General features: G+C 42.4%; 21 protein-coding genes and 1 tRNA gene. 10 read left to right on the top strand and 12 right to left on the bottom strand.

Translation table 11 applies throughout. The annotated features are described in order from the left end of the window. Nucleotides 1-108 precede the first annotated feature (108 nt). Nucleotides 109-564 (top strand): cell division protein ZapA, encoded by a 456-nt coding sequence (locus JMX96_RS09025; RefSeq protein ID WP_201568735.1) that lies wholly within the window; start codon nt 109-111, stop codon nt 562-564. Between the two features lie 77 nt (nt 565-641). On the opposite strand, the gene JMX96_RS09020 is transcribed toward JMX96_RS09025, so the two are convergent. From JMX96_RS09020 to JMX96_RS09005, 4 genes are all read right to left on the bottom strand, one after another. After that, nucleotides 642-932, bottom strand: a complete 291-nt coding sequence (locus tag JMX96_RS09020) for a hypothetical protein (protein ID WP_224737782.1) — start codon at nt 930-932, stop codon at nt 642-644. Between the two features lie 280 nt (nt 933-1,212). Then, entirely contained in the window at nt 1,213-3,306 is a 2,094-nt protein-coding gene (glyS, locus tag JMX96_RS09015; protein WP_201568734.1) for a glycine--tRNA ligase subunit beta, read from the bottom strand. A 9-nt stretch (nt 3,307-3,315) separates the two neighbouring features. Beyond that, entirely contained in the window at nt 3,316-4,317 is a 1,002-nt protein-coding gene (gene glyQ / locus JMX96_RS09010; protein ID WP_102092582.1) for a glycine--tRNA ligase subunit alpha, read from the bottom strand. A gap of 475 nt (nt 4,318-4,792) precedes the next feature. After that, nucleotides 4,793-5,005 (bottom strand): PspC domain-containing protein, encoded by a 213-nt coding sequence (locus JMX96_RS09005; protein WP_057761485.1) that lies wholly within the window; start codon nt 5,003-5,005, stop codon nt 4,793-4,795. Between the two features lie 918 nt (nt 5,006-5,923). Between JMX96_RS09005 and nadR the strand changes: the two genes are divergently transcribed. From nadR to JMX96_RS08990, 3 genes are all read left to right on the top strand, one after another. Next, on the top strand, nt 5,924-6,982 hold the full coding sequence (gene nadR / locus JMX96_RS09000; RefSeq protein ID WP_201568733.1) for a multifunctional transcriptional regulator/nicotinamide-nucleotide adenylyltransferase/ribosylnicotinamide kinase NadR: 1,059 nt from the start codon (nt 5,924-5,926) through the stop codon (nt 6,980-6,982). Between the two features lie 127 nt (nt 6,983-7,109). Beyond that, on the top strand, nt 7,110-7,841 hold the full coding sequence (gene pnuC / locus JMX96_RS08995; RefSeq protein ID WP_201568732.1) for a nicotinamide riboside transporter PnuC: 732 nt from the start codon (nt 7,110-7,112) through the stop codon (nt 7,839-7,841). Nucleotides 7,842-8,062: 221 nt separating this feature from the next. Continuing rightward, nucleotides 8,063-8,497 carry a DUF962 domain-containing protein gene (locus tag JMX96_RS08990; RefSeq protein ID WP_057761491.1) on the top strand — a complete coding sequence of 145 codons (435 nt, stop codon included), beginning with the start codon at nt 8,063-8,065 and terminating at the stop codon, nt 8,495-8,497. Between the two features lie 187 nt (nt 8,498-8,684). Here the strand turns inward: JMX96_RS08990 and JMX96_RS08985 are convergent, their stop codons facing one another. The 3 genes from JMX96_RS08985 to JMX96_RS08975 form a co-directional block, all read right to left on the bottom strand. Further along, entirely contained in the window at nt 8,685-9,296 is a 612-nt protein-coding gene (locus JMX96_RS08985; protein WP_201568731.1) for a nitroreductase family protein, read from the bottom strand. A 109-nt stretch (nt 9,297-9,405) separates the two neighbouring features. Beyond that, on the bottom strand, nt 9,406-10,119 hold the full coding sequence (locus JMX96_RS08980; protein ID WP_201568730.1) for a pirin family protein: 714 nt from the start codon (nt 10,117-10,119) through the stop codon (nt 9,406-9,408). A 346-nt stretch (nt 10,120-10,465) separates the two neighbouring features. After that, a complete protein-coding gene (locus JMX96_RS08975) occupies nt 10,466-10,846 on the bottom strand; it encodes a DoxX family protein (protein ID WP_201568729.1) in 381 nt (126 codons plus the stop codon). A gap of 137 nt (nt 10,847-10,983) precedes the next feature. On the opposite strand from JMX96_RS08975, the gene JMX96_RS08970 reads away from it, so the two are divergent. After that, nucleotides 10,984-11,889, top strand: a complete 906-nt coding sequence (locus JMX96_RS08970; protein ID WP_201568728.1) for a LysR family transcriptional regulator — start codon at nt 10,984-10,986, stop codon at nt 11,887-11,889. Nucleotides 11,890-11,923: 34 nt separating this feature from the next. Here the strand turns inward: JMX96_RS08970 and JMX96_RS08965 are convergent, their stop codons facing one another. Together JMX96_RS08965 and JMX96_RS08960 are read right to left on the bottom strand one after the other, a co-directional pair. Beyond that, a complete protein-coding gene (locus JMX96_RS08965; RefSeq protein ID WP_201568727.1) occupies nt 11,924-13,330 on the bottom strand; it encodes a Na+/H+ antiporter NhaC family protein in 1,407 nt (468 codons plus the stop codon). Between the two features lie 210 nt (nt 13,331-13,540). Next, nucleotides 13,541-13,615: transfer RNA gene (locus JMX96_RS08960), tRNA-Gly, on the bottom strand. Nucleotides 13,616-14,144: 529 nt separating this feature from the next. Between JMX96_RS08960 and JMX96_RS08955 the strand changes: the two genes are divergently transcribed. From JMX96_RS08955 to JMX96_RS08940, 4 genes are all read left to right on the top strand, one after another. Then, nucleotides 14,145-14,957 (top strand): M48 family metallopeptidase, encoded by an 813-nt coding sequence (locus JMX96_RS08955; RefSeq protein ID WP_201568726.1) that lies wholly within the window; start codon nt 14,145-14,147, stop codon nt 14,955-14,957. Nucleotides 14,958-15,230: 273 nt separating this feature from the next. Then, complete coding sequence (locus tag JMX96_RS08950; protein ID WP_201568725.1) at nt 15,231-15,551, top strand: BolA family protein; 321 nt, start codon at nt 15,231-15,233, stop codon at nt 15,549-15,551. A gap of 74 nt (nt 15,552-15,625) precedes the next feature. Continuing rightward, the gene (locus JMX96_RS08945) at nt 15,626-15,985 is read left to right on the top strand and encodes a SirB2 family protein (protein ID WP_201568724.1); all 360 of its coding nucleotides are present in this window, start codon (nt 15,626-15,628) and stop codon (nt 15,983-15,985) included. A 165-nt stretch (nt 15,986-16,150) separates the two neighbouring features. Then, nucleotides 16,151-16,546, top strand: coding sequence for a hypothetical protein (locus tag JMX96_RS08940; RefSeq protein ID WP_057761508.1), 396 nt, complete (start codon nt 16,151-16,153; stop codon nt 16,544-16,546). A gap of 206 nt (nt 16,547-16,752) precedes the next feature. On the opposite strand, the gene trxC is transcribed toward JMX96_RS08940, so the two are convergent. The 3 genes from trxC to JMX96_RS08925 form a co-directional block, all read right to left on the bottom strand. Further along, on the bottom strand, nt 16,753-17,190 hold the full coding sequence (gene trxC, locus JMX96_RS08935) for a thioredoxin TrxC (protein WP_201568723.1): 438 nt from the start codon (nt 17,188-17,190) through the stop codon (nt 16,753-16,755). A gap of 147 nt (nt 17,191-17,337) precedes the next feature. After that, nucleotides 17,338-17,958 carry a class I SAM-dependent methyltransferase gene (locus JMX96_RS08930; RefSeq protein WP_201568722.1) on the bottom strand — a complete coding sequence of 207 codons (621 nt, stop codon included), beginning with the start codon at nt 17,956-17,958 and terminating at the stop codon, nt 17,338-17,340. Between the two features lie 159 nt (nt 17,959-18,117). Then, nucleotides 18,118-18,990, bottom strand: coding sequence for an MBL fold metallo-hydrolase (locus JMX96_RS08925; RefSeq protein ID WP_201568721.1), 873 nt, complete (start codon nt 18,988-18,990; stop codon nt 18,118-18,120). Between the two features lie 330 nt (nt 18,991-19,320). Between JMX96_RS08925 and JMX96_RS08920 the strand changes: the two genes are divergently transcribed. Next, nucleotides 19,321-19,656 (top strand): ArsR/SmtB family transcription factor, encoded by a 336-nt coding sequence (locus JMX96_RS08920; protein WP_238052827.1) that lies wholly within the window; start codon nt 19,321-19,323, stop codon nt 19,654-19,656. Nucleotides 19,657-19,668 lie beyond the last annotated feature (12 nt).

Here is a 19,668-nt window from a genome sequence, read left to right as displayed (position 1 = left end):
CGCATTCTTGTAGCAGATAGCAAAGACGTACTGTTTATTCAACTGCCAAATGCTATTTGTAAAATCTGATATCACTCATTTCACTGACCAGACATTGTAGGATTTATCATGACCGATGACCAAAGCAAATCGATAGAAAAACAATCAAAAAATACTCAAGCGCCAAGTGCACCAGTAACAAGTGCGCCAGCGCAAAAAACAGCACCAGCAGCATCAAATATATCAAGCGCCATGGCACAATCTAATACCAAAACACCTAAAGCGCCAGAACCACAAATCAAGAAAGTCGATATTGCGATTGCTGGGGTTACTTATCCAATCTTTTGTCCAGTACATGAGCAAGAAGAGCTACTGTCAGCGGTTTCGTATATCAACAACTATGCGCTCGATCTAAAAAGAGATGCGCCAAGCCTCAGTCAAGAAAGCATACTGGTACTGTGCTGCTTGAACCTATATGAAAAAATCCATGCCAATCAAAGAAGTGCTGAAGATCGTTTGCAGAAAGACAAACAGTCTGAGGCATTGCTGAATAAAATCATGAAAGATGCTCATTCTATTCTGTAGATACATCGTACTGTATTAAACTCATAAGCGCCTAGCTAATAAAGTTAGGCGCTTTTTTTGGTCAATCATTTATCTAATTATGCATAAGGCGTGTAGGTCTTGCCTGCGTGAAAGTCTGCCTGATGCTCATAATTGCAAAAGAATAACTCTTGGTTCGCTTCAACGTTGCCATCGGTAGCTGTACTTGGTTTGGTTTCGAGTACGCCGCGATATTCAGCCAAGCTGTTGCCACAGAAATTGCACTGACGCGGAGTGGTCACATCCCCTTCTTTTGGCATCATACTCTTAGGTGCACGCGGGTACATAAACTTATAAAAAGCCCACATTGAAGCCCAAATAATAAGGATGACAATAATAACAGCAAACACGGCAGTGCTCCTTCGATTACGGGTAAACGTGAGAAATAACGAAATCTATTAAATAAGATTATTTAAGACGTTTTGATAGCATAAATTTTACCGTCAATAATAGCGACAATACAATGCCTTTACCGTTTAATTGCTAATTGCGCTAACTGACTGGTTATATCCATTCATTAACTGTACGAGTAAATCAGTCAACTATATAACAAAAAACCTGGCCACGATAAGCCAGGTTTTTTATCAAAAGTAACAGTCAAGTCAAAACAACAATCAGCTTTTAGCAGGATTACAGCTGTAGCTCGCTGATATCAGCTACCGTCAAGAACAAGGCGCGAACCTGTTTTAGCAATGCCAAGCGATTGTTTTTAAGCGCAGCATCTTCACTGTTGACCATTACTTGATCAAAGAACTGTGTCAGCGGCTCATCTAGGCTAGCCAGCGTTTGCAATACTTGCGTATAGTCCGCTTGCTCCAGCAATGGTTGTACCACTGTCTGTGCTTGCTGCACATTTGCATATAAATTTTGCTCAGCAGGTTCAGACAGTAGTGCCTCATCGACTGTATCAGCCACGCTCACTTCTGACTTGGCCAATATGTTAGCAACACGTTTGTTTGAATCAGCCAACATCGACGCTTGTGACAGCTCGCTAAATGCTTGCACTGCACGGATACGCTGATCAAAATCAAGCGGCATATGCGGGTTAATCGCTTGCACTGCTTGAATCGTATCGACGCTAACGCCCTGCTCTGTATACATCGCACGATAGCGCGAGTTTAGGAATGCCATGACTTGGGTAAAAGTATCACCCATTTTGGCAATCTTGCTACCTTCAGCATCGCTATAGCCTTTAATCGCTTGCTCAACGAGCGCTACCAGATTAATCGGCAACTGCTTTTCGATCAAAATACGTAAGATACCAATAGCAGAACGACGTAAGCTAAACGGATCCTTTGAACCCGTCGGTGCTTGGTCAATCGCAAAAATACCAACCAATGTGTCCAAACGATCCGCCAATGCTAGGCAAATACCAATCGGTGTTTGTGGTAATACATCACCGCTGAATTTCGGCAGATACTGCTCTTCTAAACTGGCAGCGACCGCTTCTGGCTCATCATTCAAACGTGCATAATAAGTACCTGCGATACCTTGTAATTCAGGGTACTCGCCGACGAGCGAGCTGGCTAAATCTGCTTTAGATAAAATACCCGCACGTACGGTTTCATCAACATTGACATCGTGGCCTTGCTGCTGCATCAACGTGGCGATAAACGCAGCAAGCTTAGCAATACGCTCAGACTTCTCCCAAATCGTACCCAATTTATCTTGGAATACGCGATTTTTTAGGCTTTCTGTGAGTGCAAACAATGGCTGCTTTTGATCTTGTAAGAAGAAAAACTCTGCATCAGCCAAACGTGGACGTACAACTTTTTCATTACCTTCAATAATCTGGTTAGGATCTTTTGATTCAATATTGGTAATAAAAATGAAATACGGCTGCAATTTGCCAGTCTTATCCGTCAAGCAAAAATACTTTTGATCCGCTTGCATGGTCGAGATAAGTGCTTCTTGCGGTACTTGTAAAAAGCGCGCTTCAAAGCTCGCTCGTAGCGCAATTGGAAAATCGACCAATGCAGTGACTTCGTTTAATAAGTCTTGCGGTACGATGGCATCAGAATTGACTTCATCTGCCAAAGCTTTGACTTGGTTTTTGATCAGCATTTGACGCTTATCAAAATCTGCCACTACTTTTAGACCATCTAGCAATTGCTCATAATCATTAGCATGAGCAATATTATGGTAGTCAGGGCTGTGGAAGCGATGACCACGCGTTTGCGTACCAGTCTGATGACCTTGGATAGTGGCATCAATGACAGTATCGTCCTGCATCAATACTGCCCACTGTACTGGACGCACAAACTCGTTACGGCTAGCGCCTGAGCGCATACGCTTAGCAATCGGCAAATTATCTAGCGCGGTTTGGAAAATAGCAGGCAGTAGCTCAGTGGTCGCTTGACCACGGATAGTCTGCTCAAAACCGACATAGTCACCTTTATCGGTATTAATCGTCGTAAGCTCGCTAGCTTCAATACCCAAACCTTTGGCAAAACCCATCGCCGCACGTGTTGGGTTACCCTCTGCATCGAACGCCGCCTTAATCGCTGGTCCGCGTTTTTGCTCAGTACGATCCGGCTGCTTATCGCTAATACCTTGAATCTGAATTGCCAAACGGCGCGGAGCAGCAAAGGCTTTGATGCTATCAAAAGTAATATCTGCTGCAGTTAATTGCTCAGTAACACTGGCTTGTAGCGCATCACGTAATGGTTTTAGGCTCTTTGGAGGTAGCTCTTCACACCCCAGTTCAAATAGAATAGTACTCATGGGATGCTCCTATTTATCGTTAGTAGATTGGTTAGTGTCGGTAGTTTCTTTTGCTGAGTTGTCTGCTGCTAAGCTGTCTGCTGCCACGTCTTCTTTTGGCAAATACTTATCAAGTGCGGCTTGGCGATGCTCTTCATCAGCCAACGGGAAGCCCAATTTGGCACGAGCTTCGACATAACCAAAAGCAACCTTACGAGCAAGCGTACGCACACGTAGGATAAAACGCTGACGCTCAGTCACTGAAATAGCGCCGCGTGCATCAAGCAAGTTAAACGCATGTGATGCTTTTAATACCATCTCATAAGCTGGCAATGGCAATCCTGCATCGACCAATTTGTCGGCTTGTTGCTCATAAAAATCAAACATCTCGCCCATCATCGGCACATCAGCGTGCTCAAAGTTGTAGGTAGACTGCTCGACTTCGTTTTGATGAAAGACATCGCCATAAGTCACACGGCCAAACTCACCATCTGCCCAGACTAAGTCATAAACACTATCGACGCCCTGTACATACATGGCTAAGCGCTCAAGTCCGTACGTGATTTCACCAGTGACTGGGAAACATTCAATACCGCCGACCTGCTGGAAGTAGGTGAACTGCGTGACTTCCATACCGTTTAGCCAAATCTCCCAGCCCAATCCCCACGCACCAAGCGTTGGCGATTCCCAGTTGTCTTCTACAAAGCGCACATCATGCACCAATGGATCAATACCAATGGCTCGTAGTGAGTCCAAATACAGCTCTTGAATGTTCGGTGGATTCGGCTTTAATACGACTTGGAACTGATAATAATGCTGCAAACGGTTCGGGTTATCACCATAGCGCCCGTCAGTAGGACGACGTGATGGCTGTACATAAGCCGCATTCCAACGCTCAGGACCTAACGAGCGCAAAAACGTCGCGGTATGAAAAGTACCTGCACCGACTTCCATGTCGTAGGGCTGCAATACAACGCAGCCTTTATCGGCCCAATAATTTTGCAAAGTTAAAATTAAATCTTGAAAAGTCATCGGTTGAGAGTCTTTATCTTGTGTCATCGGGGTTATCGCTTGGGATGTCATAGTTTCGGTTTTCATAGTAAAGCCACTGTGAAATGAATATTATTAAATAAATCTCTGATAGCGCACGCGCGACCTATTCGGCAACGACTCTATCTGCCTGCTCACCTTACTAAAAATTGACTATTTTATCCATATTTACATCAACTAAATTTGCATAGTGGGCACAAAAACTCGGTTGTATAGCGTATTTTCAGGCAAATCATCATGGAAGTAGTACTAATACAATAAATAAAAAAATACCCAAATGCGCTAGCATTCGGGCAGGAGGAAAATTGTATCTTGGGCATCCTGATTGATCAGGCTTTTTATTTTTTGGAGGTCTACTATTTTTAGCAACTACGTCTAACTTAAACTTGGCTCTTTAATTAGTTCAGAAAACCTAATTCTAAAAAAGCTAATTTTAAAAATAATTATCAGGCTCCTATTATTGATAAGACTGACTATTGGCTTTTGGCATAATTATCCATAGGATGATATAAATCAAAATGCCTGGTACTGCTGCGCTTAACGATGAGATAATGACAAATAATACTCTCACCCATGTTGGCGACCAACCAGCATATTCTGCAATGCCACCCATCACACCTGCTATCATGCGATTGTTTGGTGAGCGATGTAATTTTGCTAACTTAGCCAAATCAAATACCTCTCTATTTTCTATTCTTGTTTATTTTTTTATTCTATTTTTCTGATTGTCTTACGTATTTAGCTAAAACATTATCTTGCTTTGCTAACTTACGAATCAGTATATCAATAATTCAGGATCTATCTGTTGAAGGTATAGCAGTACTTTGTGAGTTTATGCTACTCAAGCTTACCCTAACCTGTCATAACATCATGCAAACCCCTGATTTTAAATAGTTATTTCAAAATGTTTCAAAACTATCTTTGTTGCTATAACCTTGCAATCCAGCTTTACATATCTTGTTATTTTTAATTTAATCAAAGAGATAAGCTCGCTTCATAACGCTAAAATTTAGTTAAACTTTTGATAGTCTGAATAATCTTTTAACTAACCAATTTTGCTCATTTAAGAAATTCTCAATCAAAAAACGTGCGATTCCGTGTACGTGCGATATACCTTATTTTTACAATAACCCACCTGCAAATACTCCAAAAGCTTTATACCATGCTGATAAGCAACTTAAGTTTTCAGACGTTCTATGATGAAAGTTATAACACTGCTCAACTGTTATTTAAAAACACCTTTACGAAGAGCATTAGAAGTAAAGAACATGGTTGGTATTACGATTCTTAATAGACTTCTGATTTGGATCTTGATAGATGTCTAGTTTGGATCATTTAACTTAGACAGCATCAGCCATATTTTTTGGAATAGACATGGAACACTAGGGCGTGTCCTCATTTTAAAAATGGTGATAAAAATGAGATAAATTGCAGTCAAACAAGGAAAATAGCGCAGATAATATCGAGATATTAGTCAGCTATTTGACGCTGTTTGGCAAGATTTAGCTGTTTTTAGCCCATTTAGATGACTATCGATTGAATTGAGGACACGCCCTAAGATTAGAATAAAAAAATAATAAGGATAACTATGTACGAAACTGGATTGATGATTGGACATTTTGAACCCCTACATTTAGGACAGATGCGCAGCATATTGGATGCAGCAGGACAAGCCAAAACCTTGCATATCGTTATTATGGCGCATCCATCGCCGCATCCTGATTTTACCATTACCTTACAAGACAAGGCGCGTTGGCTACAGATGGCCTGTGCCGACTTGCCATTTATCCATATTCATACTACTCATGAGATTGAGCTACCGCTGCACGAACATTTGTATAGTGCCAGTGATGATATTAGTATCGATGTCGCTGCTAGTAATGCCAAATTGCAACGCTTAATGGACGCACTATCACTATCAGCAGAGACTGTATTGTTTATGGCGGAAAACCATCCGCTCACCCGCAATAACATACAAGAGCAGCTGCTTTTGCCAGTCGTTACTACGCCGCTACAGCCCGAGTTTGACTCTTATGCGATTGCGCGTGATCCCGTTGCCCATTGGTCAGCACTTCATCCGCAAGCGCGCGTCGACTATACTAAGACTGTTGCTATCGTCGGCGGTGAAAGCTCAGGTAAGACAACGCTAGTCCATAAGCTTGCCAATTATTATGGTGCCAGCTTTGCCCTAGAAATGGGTCGTTTGTATGTCGGTACAGATTTGGGTGGTAGCGAGGTTGGCCTGCAATATAGTGATTATGGCCCTATTTGTCTTGATCACGCTGAGGCAATCCGAGAAGCTAAAGCGAATGCAACGGCCCCTATTACCATCGTTGATACTGACTTTGTCACTACGCAAGCATTTTGTGAAGAGTATGAGGGTCGCACGCACCCTTTTGTGGCTGCTTGTATTGATGAGTTTCGCTTAGACCATACCATCATGCTAGATAACAATACGCCATGGGTTGATGATGGTATGCGATCTTTGGGTACGCCTGAAGCGCGTGGACGCTTTGAGCAGCGTTTGATAGATATTTTCGCACGTCATGATATTACGCCGCATATGATCGATCAGCCCGACTATGATGCTCGCTATCAGCAAGCATTGTTATTGATTGATCAATATATCTATGGCAAAAAATCATAAACTGTACTGAGCATATTTATAATAATTTATTCAATTAGCACATGTTATTTAACTAGCACACTTTATTTAACTAATACATGACAGTTAGCACTATATTGATATCAGTATTCACTTTAGGGGAAAAGCGATGCGTATTCAGCTATTGGACAACATCACCGGAAAATGGGCGATGCAATGGATTATCATTTGGTTTATTTGCGGTGTTATTGCCTTATCCGCAGGTTTTTGGCTCACGACAGACCATACCACGCTTGATTGGTTTTACTTGGCGGTCTCGTTCATTGGTTTGGTTTGCGTAGTCTCGCTATCATTCCGCAAAAACGTCATGGGCAATGGCTTTGGTATGGGGGCAACCGCAGGCGAAGTCATCGTACAGGCAACGTCTGGCGCAGTTGGTTTGATGCTTGCTCCATTATTTAACTTTTTTACCCATGTTTACGGTATTTTTTATTGGTCGAAGCACACCGATCCTGATGGCGACATGATACCCAAGTCAGCAAGTAAAGCTGTTTGGTTGATTACCGCTACCTTCATTATCGTTGGACTTGCACTGTTCCCTACGGTAAATGATTTATTAGCGAGCTACGGCTATGCGGTCGTAGAGGATGATAGTAGTCTGTTTTTGGGATTTATCTCTTTCTTTTGGATTAACGTCATTGCCTTTGTGCTGTCCATCACCGCTCAGGCAGCTATGATTTTGCGTTATTCATTTAACTGGTGGTTATGGATTATCGTCAACTTTGTCTGGCTCATCGTGAATCTGATGTCTGGCAACTATATCTTTGCTATTCAGACTATGGTGTATCAAGTAAACGCCTTTATCGGCCTGTATGAATGGCATCGTAGCGAGCAGGGATAATGCGTCTCCTATAGAAAAACCCCTTGGGAATTTGAATAAAATCTTGCTGATATAGTATCAATAGTACGAGTGAACTTGACTGTGCCGTCTATCAGATAACATGGTAGACAGGCGCAATTAGTGCTACAACTGATGTTAACAATCATCTTTATACTGAGATCAGTAGCGAGCCCATTAGCTAGTATGAGTTACTTATCTTATTTACTAACAGGGAGGTTAGTATGTCTCGACAACCAAAAATGTCCAAACGTACGCTAGAGCAATGGCTTAGTGAGTACTCAGTCAGTCATCAAAACTTGGTCAATAAAAAAATCCATTGGCTATGTGTGCCAACCATCTTTGTCAGCCTGTTAGGTATGGGCATGTCGCTATCTGTGTGGTTTACCTTGGTACTAAGCGCATTGGTATTACTGTTTTATATGCGCTTATCTACGCCACTTTTTTTAGCGATGGGGATGTTTATTCTTATCTGTCTGTCAGTGATGGCAGCGATGCCATGGGGCTTTAAAGCGTGGGCAGCGGTATTTATCGTTGCTTGGATTGGCCAGTTCATTGGTCATAAAATCGAAGGCAAAAAACCTTCTTTCTTTAAGGATCTACAGTTCTTATTAATCGGTCCAGCATGGGTAGCTAACAGCTTGATGCAACGTAAATAGTTGTCAATCTCTGCGTAATTTCTGCAGGAATTTAGCTTAGCTTTAGGCTACTCAACAACCTATACAATTCTCACCCTCAACAAAAGAATATCATCAATAAAAAAACGCCACCCAGAGATTACTGAGTGGCGCTTTTTGTTTTACGTAAGCTTTCAGGACTATATAAAATAGAATAAACTAACTTATATTAAGCACTAAAAACTTTCATACGCTCTTCGACTGGCTTAAATGCTTTTTCGCCCGCTGGCTGCTCAATCGTTCCAAATACCAATTGTGCATTTAGCGTCCAGTCTTTGTCGATATCCCAAGCGCTAGCTACTTTTTGATCGATTACTGGATTGTAATGCTGTAAGTTTGCGCCAACATCGATACTGGCTAGTGCCGTCCAGATAACATACTGATGCATGGCGCTGGTTTGACTTGCCCAAATTGGGAAGTTGTCAGCATATAGTGGCGCGGCTTCTTGCATGCCTCTGACGACTGCTTGATCTTCAAAAAACAGCACCGTACCAGCACCGTTACGGAAACCATTGACACGCTCTTTGGTCGATTTGAACTTCTCTTCGTCACCAACGATTTCGCGTAATGTATCTTCGGTCATATCCCACAATTTAAGATGGTCATCGCCGAACAATACAACGATGCGCGTTGATTGCGAGTTAAACGACGATGGCGTGTGCAAAATAGCATGCTCAACTATTTTCACGATTTCGTCCTTAGCTACTGGCAGTTGGTTGCTTAGCGCATAGATAGAACGACGTTTCTCTGCTAGCTGCTGTAGTGTTGTTAAATCTGACATAGTGTTTCTCCAGGTTATTAGTAAAATAGTTATTAATAAGAGTAATTTTTAGCGTTAATATTTATTGGTATGAGTACTTTAATTGATAAAGCACTTTGCTATCCGATGACTACATAAATAGCGGTACTTCCATCACTAGCACACGGCTAGCTACTGTTGCGTCCATCGTAAAGCTCTGAGTATCCCAAATGCCAAGGCCGTCACGAGTAGACAGGACTTGGCCATTTATCACGACCTCACCACTGATGACAAATACGTAGACACCGTTGTTAGGATTATTTAACTGATAAGTTTGCGATATACCTTCGTCAAAACTACCCATGCTAAACCAAGCATCTTGATGAATCCAAACCCCTGCATCATTGGCATTAGGTGATAGCACTTGGCTAAACTCGTTAGGTCGCATGATATCGCCCATATGCACTTGCTGATAACGCGGTGCGACATCCATTTTGTTTGGTATCACCCAAATTTGCAAAAACCTCACAGCCTCTGCATCGTCACCATTCATTTCACTATGGGTAATGCCTGTACCCGCTGACATTACTTGAATTTCACCAGTTTCTATGACGCCCTCGTTGCCGATACTGTCGCCGTGAGCGAGCTTGCCGGATAGAGGAATACTGATAATCTCCATGTTACGGTGCGAGTGATTGCCAAACCCCTGACCGCCAATGACGAAATCATCATTGATGACGCGTAAAGCACCAAACCCCATACGCTCAGGATTATGATAATTGGCAAAGCTAAAGGTATGTCTGCTTTTAAGCCAGCCATGATTGGCATCGCCACGTGAGTCTGCTGCATGATAGATTGTTTTCATAATTCGTCCTTAGCTATCAACATATTAATTCTCTATATACTTATTATCGATTAATATATTTAAACAATGGGCTTATTATAATTATTAATTCTACATAGATAAACAACACTAAATGCAATTAACTATTCTGTTTTATAGAACAATCATAGCGGTTTTAACGTAGTATAGATTTTTTACATATATTAGCAAAGCTAACTTTATATAAATTACTTTAAGTTATTCTTATATAAAAAACTGTCTGCTGTTGAGATTTCCTGTGAAAATATTTATGACGCTCTTTATTTGAAACTACCCCTTTATGATTGTTCTTCGTAAGCGTATAAGAGGTAGATCAGCTACTGATTGTTTATCGCTTATTGTCTATTGAGTAAGCACCCGCACCATGAGCAAAAATCATCAAAAACCCACCGGCGATTGAAATATTTTTCATAAATGAGATCATCTGTGATTCGTCAGTCCAGAACTGATGAAAAAGAACAGCTGACACGATGCTAAACCCAGCAAACAAGAAAGCGATTGGGCGAGCTTTATAACCTAGCAAGATAGCGATACCACCTAGTACCTCAAACGCGATTACCAATGGTAGTAACATACCAGGCACACCTACTGACTCCATATAGCCTTGAGTAGTCGCATAATCTGTGATTTTACCAATGCCTGCAAAGATGAAAATGATTGATAATAATAAACGTCCGAGCGGTGCGCTAAATTGCTGTAATTTGTCCATAATGATACTCCAAAAGTGTGTTTGATCATGTCTCTAAGTAGAGAATAGCGCGATTATAGGCGTTGACTAGCATGGGATAAACAGCAATAATCACAAATATAAGTTCTTGATGTAAGAACAATCATGAGGCATCGATAATGGGTCAATTAGAAGACATGGCGATGTTTGTACGCATTGTTGAGGCAGGTAGTATTACCAAGGCTGCTGAGCAGTTAAATATTGCAAAATCAGCCGTCAGTCGCCGACTTAAAGAATTGGAAGAGCGTTTAGGCAGTCAATTAATCAGCCGTACTACCCGCCAATCTAAATTGACGCAAGCTGGTGAGCAGTATTATCAGCAAGTGAACAATATCTTGCGTGCGGTTGACGCTGTCAATGAGCATGCTACTGACGCTCCCATGCGTATTGAAGGTACGCTAAAAATGACAGCGCCGTTGTCCTTTGGACTCATGCATCTGAACGATGTGATTGATAAATACGCCAATAAACATCCCAATCTGAGATTCGATCTGGATTTTTCTGACCGACGTATCGATTTGATTGAAGAAGGTTATGAGCTGGCTATTCGAATCGGCGAGTTACAAGATTCTAGCTATCAAGCCAAGCAGCTTGCATTGATTCGTTGTGTGATTTGCGCCAGTCCCGATTACTTAGCAAGAATGGGCACGCCTGAAACGCTAGACGATTTAGACAACCATGCGCTGTTGCAATACAGTCTCGGTCAAACCAATAGTATAAACTTGGTGGATACTGAAGGCAGAAGTCATCATCGTACGATAGATGCCAAAATCAAAGCCACCAATGGTGAGTTCTTAGTGGATTTGGCAGTCAAAGGCCATGGCATTACCTTTGTGCCAACCTTTATAGCTTATAAACAACTGGCGCTGGGCGAGCTTGTACCTGTCTTCCAACACTATCAATTGCCAACCCTAACCGCTTATGCTGTTTATCCAAAAAATCGTTTTTTGTCGCAGCGTTGTCGTTACTTGATTGATTTTATTGCCGAGCAATTCGGTGACAATCCGTACTGGGATCAGTATTAGCCCATGTTTCTGTTATTCCTAACGATATCAATTGCTATTGATTTTGGGTCACCTTCCCTTCTTTAATCCGACTAATCGTCAGCCCCGTAAACCCGAATAGCAGCGTCAATAGCAGTGACAAATAACAGAAGAATGCATAAGGCAAGTAATCCAATACCGGCACCCCTAATGCCTGACTGATAAATACCCCGCACACACTCCACGGCACTAATGGATTAATTACCGTTCCCGCATCCTCAATTGTCCGCGACAAATTCTTAGGATGTAAGTGTAGACGCTCAAACGTCGATCGAAAGGCCGTACCTGATAATAGAATACTCAAATACTGCTCACCGATTAGCACGTTAATGCTCAGTGCCGACATCGCTGCGGCGAATATCGCTCGTCCTGATGTCGTCAGTGTGTCTTTAATACCAGATAGCAGTGCTGGCAGAATACCCAGTGCCGTTAATAACCCACCTAAGCTTAATGCCAGTATCACAATTGCCTGCGTAAAGAACATACTCTGTACACCGCCGCGCGACAGCATACTACCTACCTCCCCTAGCTCTAATGACTCAGCAGGGGCATAGCCTGCAAACAAGTAACCACCCAATTGACCAAAGCTTGGTGAACTATGGATATAAGTAATAATCAGTGCCGCGGCAATGGTACAGATAATCGTATAAATCGCATTAACCCGAAACAGTGCTAACCCAACCAATACCACAAACGGCAGTACCGAATACCCATGTACCAGACCACTGTCTATCAGTTGTCCTTGCAATATTGTCACTTGACTCAGATCAGCACTGGTCGTCTGTCCTGAGAACATCCAAAACAGTATCACTGTCAGTATCCACGCAGGTACGGTTGTATACATCATATTGCGAATATGCTCAAACAGATCGATACCAACGACAGAGGACGCAATCGTACAAGTATCAGATAAGGGCGACATCTTATCACCAAAGAATGCCCCTGATACCACAGCCCCTGCTGCTATTGCCACATTGGCATCAAAGGCATTACTCATACCGATAAACGCCATGCCCAGAGTTGCTGCAGTCGTCAAACTACTACCCAAAGCAATACCAATAATAGAGGTTAAGATAAAGGCAGAGATATAATAATACTCAGGTGATATCAGCTGAAAGCCTACATACATCAGTGTGGGAATCGCTCCTGACATCATCAGAGCCGCAACCATGAGTCCAATAAAGAAGAATAAATAGATGGCACCAATACCGCGCATGACACCTGAGGCCATTTGTGCCTGCATGTCATCAAAGCTGAGTCCTTTATACATACCGATAGCCAGTAGCACACAGATAGCCAATATAAGAGACAGGTGCGGCACCCAGCCAAAACCAATCATGGTGATGCCCATGATACCGATGACGATGGCGGATATGATAAAGGCGAGCTTGGCACTGATTAATGTGAGGGGTTTTGGTGGCATTGGATGCCCTTATGTTGCTATAGGTTTAATTCGTTCAGGTATTCGGGGGTGCGCATCTATTCTTCAATATCGATAATCTCTGTCTTGCTGATAGTTAGCTTTAGTTTTTGATTTCTATGTTTTCGCTATTAGCTGACTTAGGACAGATTTTACACATAAAAAAAAGCCTCACTGTGAAGTGAGGCTTTTTGCGCTTTTTCAAGCCATATTTGGAGCGGGAAAAGAGATTCGAACTCTCGACCCCAACCTTGGCAAGGTTATGCTCTACCACTGAGCTATTCCCGCTTAGCATCAATCCGTAGCGTTGTTAACAACTACTCCGTCTCGATAGGCTGGCTATTTTAGCAAATATTCTGTGGGTGTCAACACCTTTTTTAGAATTTATTTCTAATATTTTTAGCTAAACGTCCTTTTTATCGAAAAAATTAACATAAGCAATTGATTTAAAAACAGGAATTAATTTTAATTAAATTAAAAATATTTCACATTAATTATAGAACTTTAAGTCTGAGCTCTACTTCCTTTAGCTTCATAGTGGTCATAAGACAATCGATAAAAGAAAAACTTACTATTTTTACTCTAATAAAAAGATATCACACTTACAATCATACGCTTTATTGTTACTTTTCCTATCTTGGTTTTAGGTGGTTAACATTATTATACTTATGTCTGATTGCAGTTCAGGTAGAATTTTACCATTAGAGTAGATGAGTAAACCCTAATAAGAGGTCAATAAAGCCCCCTTTACAATCTACGACACTGCTTTACCCTTTGTTCGTTTGTAGGTTTTTCCATTTTATAGAGAGGATATTTTATGAAGAAGTTATTAACCACGACAGTGATGGCCGCTTCGTTGTCAGCACTGACCTTAACTGGTTGTACCAGCACTACCAGTACTGGCGCGGTTGGTGTTGATCGTCAGCAATTGCTATTAGTGTCTAGTGAGCAAGTATTGGCACTGTCTGCCCAAAGCTATGCCAAAACAATACAAGACGCTAAATCAAAAGGTGTGCTAGATACCAATACCGCTCAGCTAAACCGCTTAAAAAATATTGCGAACCGTTTGGTTGGTCAAGTTAGCGTCTATCGCGCAGATGCAGCCAAGTGGCAATGGGAAGTACACACCATTAAGTCTAACGATCTAAATGCATTTGTGGTGCCGGGTGGTAAGATCATGTTTTATTCAGGCATCATCGATCGCTTGAATCTCACTGATGATGAGATTGCTGCCATCATGGGTCATGAAATCTCTCATGCATTACGTGAGCATTCACGCGAGCGTCTGTCACGCGAGTATGCGACCCAAACTGGTATCGGTCTGGCTGCTAGTATATTTGGCTTATCACAAGGACAGGCTGAGCTAGCTGGTACTGCGGGTAATTTAGGCTTGAGCCTACCCCATAGTCGCACTCAAGAAAGCGAAGCCGATCAGATCGGTCTTGAGCTGATGGCACGTGCAGGTTATAACCCTCAGGCGGCTGTTACGCTTTGGCAAAAAATGCAAAAAGCCAGCCAAGGTGAGCCACCACAATTCCTTAGCACTCACCCAACCAGTAGCAGCCGTATTGCAGAGTTACAGTCATTGATGCCAAAAGTTACGCCTCTATATCAACAGTCGCGCCGCTAATTAGCTACCTTTACGCTTTATCAGTGCGTGTTTAGATATCATAGAAGCAAAGTACAGCCAAAGCGTTGTGCTTTGCTTTTTTAGTTATAGCCAGACATTGCAGGCGTTATAATTGGCAAGCATTGCAGTTGATAAGCATTTTAATAGGCAGTGTTTGCAATTGGTCGATTTGGCAATCACACTCTATCCCACTTACCGTGTCTGTTATAATACCGATAAATATTGTTTGCAGATTGCTCAATCAAATTGCACAAAATACATTGAAGGATTGTTATGAGTATCACACCTACTGCCGACGCACTTCATGCCGAATTACAGGCACTTGCGCCGCAGCACATCGAACTGATCAATGAATCGATGTCGCATGCCGGTTATTTTGAAGGTAAAGAAAGCCACTTTAAGCTCACTATCGTTAGCGATGCATTTGACGGCAAACGACTGGTCGGGCGTCATCAGCTGATATATGGCCTAGTCACGCCTTTACTCACTTCACAAGGCGGCCAAGTACATGCTCTCGCCATCCATGCCTATACTCCGACAGAATGGCAAGGTCAAAGCCCTGCGAGTCCATTATGTGCTGGTCAAAACAAATAGCCGATTATGTTTGACTCGCAACTACATATTTTAAATTAGCCTATATACTGCAGTTTTAGAGGGAGCAATATTCAATGAAACATCTACATATGCTGATGGCAGCACTGACTGTTGCGCTATTTTTATATCAAAGCTACTTAGTACTCAGCGCAGATAGACGCGCACCACGAGCAGTCAAAATAGCCACGCATATTATCTATGCCCTGCTTATCTTGTCAGGTGCGATGATGCTAATGCAATTGATGGGTGCCAACGCTCCTATACAGTGGGTGTTTGCCAAAATCATCTTACTTATCGCTGCTATTAGCTCAAGCATTAAAGCGTTTAAGGTTGATGCGACACCTGTGCAAAGAAAAACAGGTATCCTTATTGCTGCCGTTGCCTATATCGGGATCGTCATACTTGCCTTTGCCAAACCCGCAAACTTATTTTAATAAGCGATTTTCTGTTTTAATAAGCAACCATTTTAGAAAGCTGTCGATATTTTGATGATACGATGCGAAAATTTTTCATCATCGATGGATTTTCAATATCTTAATTGCGCTATTTTTGCTATCTTAAATAGATATAAATACAATCACTTAGCCACTGGAGCCATTATGAAAACGTTTACGACAGCGACACTACTAGCTGGCATTTTTGCGCTCTCAGGCTGTGCCTCTACTGGTAACATCACCCCGCAATATGTACCACCAAGTACGTATCAAAATTATAATTGCCAAGCCCTTAGCCAAGAGTACACTCGCGTCAACCGCTATGTCGAAGCGGCTCGCAACGAGCAATCTACGCTATCGGCATCAGGCGTCGGTGTAGGCGTCTCTGCAGGACGCTGGGGTATTTCGCCGAATATCAGCTTTGGTCTAGGCAAGAGCAACAATACCAAAGCACGCGATGCAAAATTATCGCGGCTCTATGGTGAGCGTGATGCAATTGTCCAGTCGGCGCGCATTCAGCGTTGTAGCTTTGCCAATGGCATCAAGATTTATGGTGAATAAGCTTAAGAAAGTGCAAAGCTATCTACACGGCTAAAATAGTACATGACACCGTAAAATAGTACATGACACCGTAAAGTAGTACATGAAATAGCAAGAAGCCAATATGCAGATCGCGTATTGGCTTTTTTATTGCTACGGTTTTTTATAAGAAAACATAAGTATTTGGATAAATAGCTTGGAGAAAAAGTAATCTAGCCTGACTAATACTAAGACTGTAAGCTTTGCACCCACTGGATGATTTGATGACTTGGTAGCGCACCTGATTGACGTGCGACTTCTTTACCATTTCTAAAAGCAACCATCGTTGGCAAGCTGCGAATATTGTAAGGAGCGGCTGCCTGCTCGTATTTATCCGTTTGCATTTTAGCAAAGACTACTTGTGGCAATTGACTAGCAGCGCTCTTGAACTCTGGCGCCATCATAATACAAGGCTGACACCAACTCGCCCAAAAATCCACGATAGTCAGCACATCGTTCTTTTGGATAACCTTATTGGCTGTTTGCGCATTTAGCTCATGTGGACTGGCAGTCAATAATGGCTGGCCACATTTACCGCATTTTGGCGCAGCGCTTAGTCGTGCAGCAGGTACACGGTTGGTTGCTTGGCAATGTGGACATACTAGATGAAAACTTTGCTCACTCATTATTTAATTCCTATTCTAATTATTTTGTTATTTAAAATACTGTTCATGAACGCTTTTATATAAAAGCTGGTTACGTTGCTTGCTGTAGTTATAGTCTCGTCGCGTTGATTGGTAAATAATTTTAGCATAGTTAATTGGGCTTATCCTTTATGCGAGTTGCTGTGCCACACCGCTATACACATAGCTCATTGGTCTTGGGCCGGGCAAATACGCTTCGCTCAACTCATCAATAGCAAACCCACCTTCTCTGATAAGTGCTGGAATATCGCGATCTAAATGACACCCACCTGCTATAGGCTTCCAAAAAGGTGTCAATCGATGCTGCCAACGCTCAACAGAAGAGTCTGGTGCCAGTCCATGCTCACAAAATAGTAAGCGACCGTTAGGTTTTAACACGCGTGCCATTTCTCGAAGCGCCGCTACTGGATCATCAATACTGCACAAGGTAAAAGTCATCACAATCGTATCAAATTGATCCGTATCGGCATGGATACCTTGTACATCGACAGCTATCACTTCAACCGGAATGCCAATGCCAGCCGCACGCTCACGAGCCAGCGACTGCATTTGAGCCGCTGGATCCACACCGATGATAGAGGAGACTTTATTAGCATCATAAAACTGTAAATTCAGACCGCTACCAATGCCAATCTCCAACACCTTACCGAGCGCTTGCGGAACAATTTTGGAACGCGCTTTCATCACATTACCCGTACTACAGGCAACATCTATCATCTTTGGCAACACATAGCGCTCGTAAGGGTTCATTGCTCTCTCCAGTTATTGCCGCACTTAGCGCTTGCAGTTGGTCATACACAGTATCTAAAAACGGACAGTCTACAGGTTAGCATTCTTATAGATATCAATCATACGATACTTACGTAGAGCTGCATCAGGTAATGACTTTCAGTTATTACACTGTTTAACTTATCCACCGAGGACATTGATCGGGACTTTCAGATAACGCGTACCGTTGTCTTCTGGCTCAGGGAAATGTCCGGCATCGATATTGATTTGTACAGCAGGAATGATAAGGCGAGGCATATCTAAAGTCGCATCACGGCGCTCACGCATCTGCACAAACTCTGCTTCGTTGATACTGTCTTTGACATGGATATTCTCTAGTTTTTGCGCGGCTACTGTTGTCGTTGGGCAATGCTGACGACCTTTGCTCGGATAATCATGACACAGATACATGACCGTATCTTCAGGAAGTGCTAGCAGCTTCTGAATAGACTGATAAAGCGTTTTGGCATCGCCACCAGGAAAATCACAGCGCGCTGTACCGACATCAGGTGCGAACAATGTATCTCCAACGAATACCACTGTTTTCTCATTATCAGCGGCTAGATAGGCCATATCGGCACGTGTATGACCGGGTACATACATCGCAGTGATAGTAATGTTGCCAAGCTCTAAGGTCTCGCCTTCGTCTGTCAAGATATCAAACTGACTGGCATCAGTGCGGAAACTGGTGTCAAAGTTGAAAATTTGCTTAAAGATTTTTTGTACTTCGGTGATATGCTGACCGATGACTAACTGTCCGCCAAGGCTTTCTTTTACATGAATGGCCGCTGACAAATGATCTGCATGCGCATGGGTTTCAATAATGTACTTGAGCGTCCAATCCTGCTCACGTACAAACTCAATCACTTCATCGACACTGCTAGTATTGGTTCGGCCTGACTTAGCATCGAAGTTCAATACAGGATCGACAATGGCACATAATTTTTGCTCAGTATCAGCAAGTACGTGGGTATAGGTTTCTGTATCGCTATCTAAAAAAGAATGAACTTGCATGGCGGCCTCTTTAATTATTTATACATAAGTTATTTATACATATTTTGGTCATAAGGATTTTTATCTTTAATTAACCCTTAAGTATGATATTCAGTCGTATATAATGCGTTCCTACGACTTATCTGATGCCACCAATATAACAACCACTATACAATTTATCAATTTATATAATGTAATTAATGATAACTTGCTATGTGGCGTGATATCATTGATAATCAACTATATATTGTTCAAAACATCATGGCATTTGTTACCCTCTAATGTAAGGAATTTGTTCTGACTACTTCTATTTCAGCCGAAGGTACACTTAATCGCAGTACCACTGACGATGTGTCATCTGATACTGCAGATTTAGTACCTGCCGATCTTGCCAAGCAAATGCAGCAAGCATCGCTACAAGCCAGCCAACTATTAAAGTCGCTATCGCACCCTGATCGCCTACTTCTTCTCTGTCAATTGACCCAAGGTGAATATTGTGTCGGTGAGCTTGAGGATTTGGTCGGGGTTGGACAGCCGAGCTTATCGCAGCAACTGGGTATATTGCGTAAAGACGAGCTGGTCGCCACACGCCGCGAAGGTAAGCAAATTTACTATAGTATCGCAAGCGAGGATGCGCTAGCTGTACTTGATCTGCTGTATCAACGTTTTTGTGCCAAAGCAGAATAACGCCGCCCTCGC

Source organism: Psychrobacter sp. JCM 18900, assembly GCF_904846625.1.
Lineage (GTDB): Bacteria > Pseudomonadota > Gammaproteobacteria > Pseudomonadales > Moraxellaceae > Psychrobacter.
Note: the sequence above shows the minus strand (reverse complement) of the source record. Positions and strands in the feature narration are given on the sequence as shown.

Bases quoted from the DNA above. Each gene is read 5' to 3' on its own strand.
- JMX96_RS08975 (WP_201568729.1), bottom strand. From the start codon at position 10,846: ATGGACAAATTACAGCAATTTAGCGCACCGCTCGGACGTTTATTATTA.
- JMX96_RS08970 (WP_201568728.1), top strand. From the start codon at position 10,984: ATGGGTCAATTAGAAGACATGGCGATGTTTGTACGCATTGTTGAGGCA.
- JMX96_RS08950 (WP_201568725.1), top strand. From the start codon at position 15,231: ATGAGTATCACACCTACTGCCGACGCACTTCATGCCGAATTACAGGCA.
- JMX96_RS08965 (WP_201568727.1), bottom strand. From the start codon at position 13,330: ATGCCACCAAAACCCCTCACATTAATCAGTGCCAAGCTCGCCTTTATC.
- JMX96_RS08955 (WP_201568726.1), top strand. From the start codon at position 14,145: ATGAAGAAGTTATTAACCACGACAGTGATGGCCGCTTCGTTGTCAGCA.
- nadR (WP_201568733.1), top strand. From the start codon at position 5,924: ATGTACGAAACTGGATTGATGATTGGACATTTTGAACCCCTACATTTA.
- glyS (WP_201568734.1), bottom strand. From the start codon at position 3,306: ATGAGTACTATTCTATTTGAACTGGGGTGTGAAGAGCTACCTCCAAAG.
- JMX96_RS08985 (WP_201568731.1), bottom strand. From the start codon at position 9,296: ATGTCAGATTTAACAACACTACAGCAGCTAGCAGAGAAACGTCGTTCT.
- JMX96_RS08940 (WP_057761508.1), top strand. From the start codon at position 16,151: ATGAAAACGTTTACGACAGCGACACTACTAGCTGGCATTTTTGCGCTC.
- trxC (WP_201568723.1), bottom strand. From the start codon at position 17,190: ATGAGTGAGCAAAGTTTTCATCTAGTATGTCCACATTGCCAAGCAACC.
- pnuC (WP_201568732.1), top strand. From the start codon at position 7,110: ATGCGTATTCAGCTATTGGACAACATCACCGGAAAATGGGCGATGCAA.
- JMX96_RS08945 (WP_201568724.1), top strand. From the start codon at position 15,626: ATGAAACATCTACATATGCTGATGGCAGCACTGACTGTTGCGCTATTT.
- JMX96_RS08930 (WP_201568722.1), bottom strand. From the start codon at position 17,958: ATGAACCCTTACGAGCGCTATGTGTTGCCAAAGATGATAGATGTTGCC.
- glyQ (WP_102092582.1), bottom strand. From the start codon at position 4,317: ATGACTTTTCAAGATTTAATTTTAACTTTGCAAAATTATTGGGCCGAT.
- JMX96_RS08925 (WP_201568721.1), bottom strand. From the start codon at position 18,990: ATGCAAGTTCATTCTTTTTTAGATAGCGATACAGAAACCTATACCCAC.
- JMX96_RS09025 (WP_201568735.1), top strand. From the start codon at position 109: ATGACCGATGACCAAAGCAAATCGATAGAAAAACAATCAAAAAATACT.
- JMX96_RS08980 (WP_201568730.1), bottom strand. From the start codon at position 10,119: ATGAAAACAATCTATCATGCAGCAGACTCACGTGGCGATGCCAATCAT.
- JMX96_RS08990 (WP_057761491.1), top strand. From the start codon at position 8,063: ATGTCTCGACAACCAAAAATGTCCAAACGTACGCTAGAGCAATGGCTT.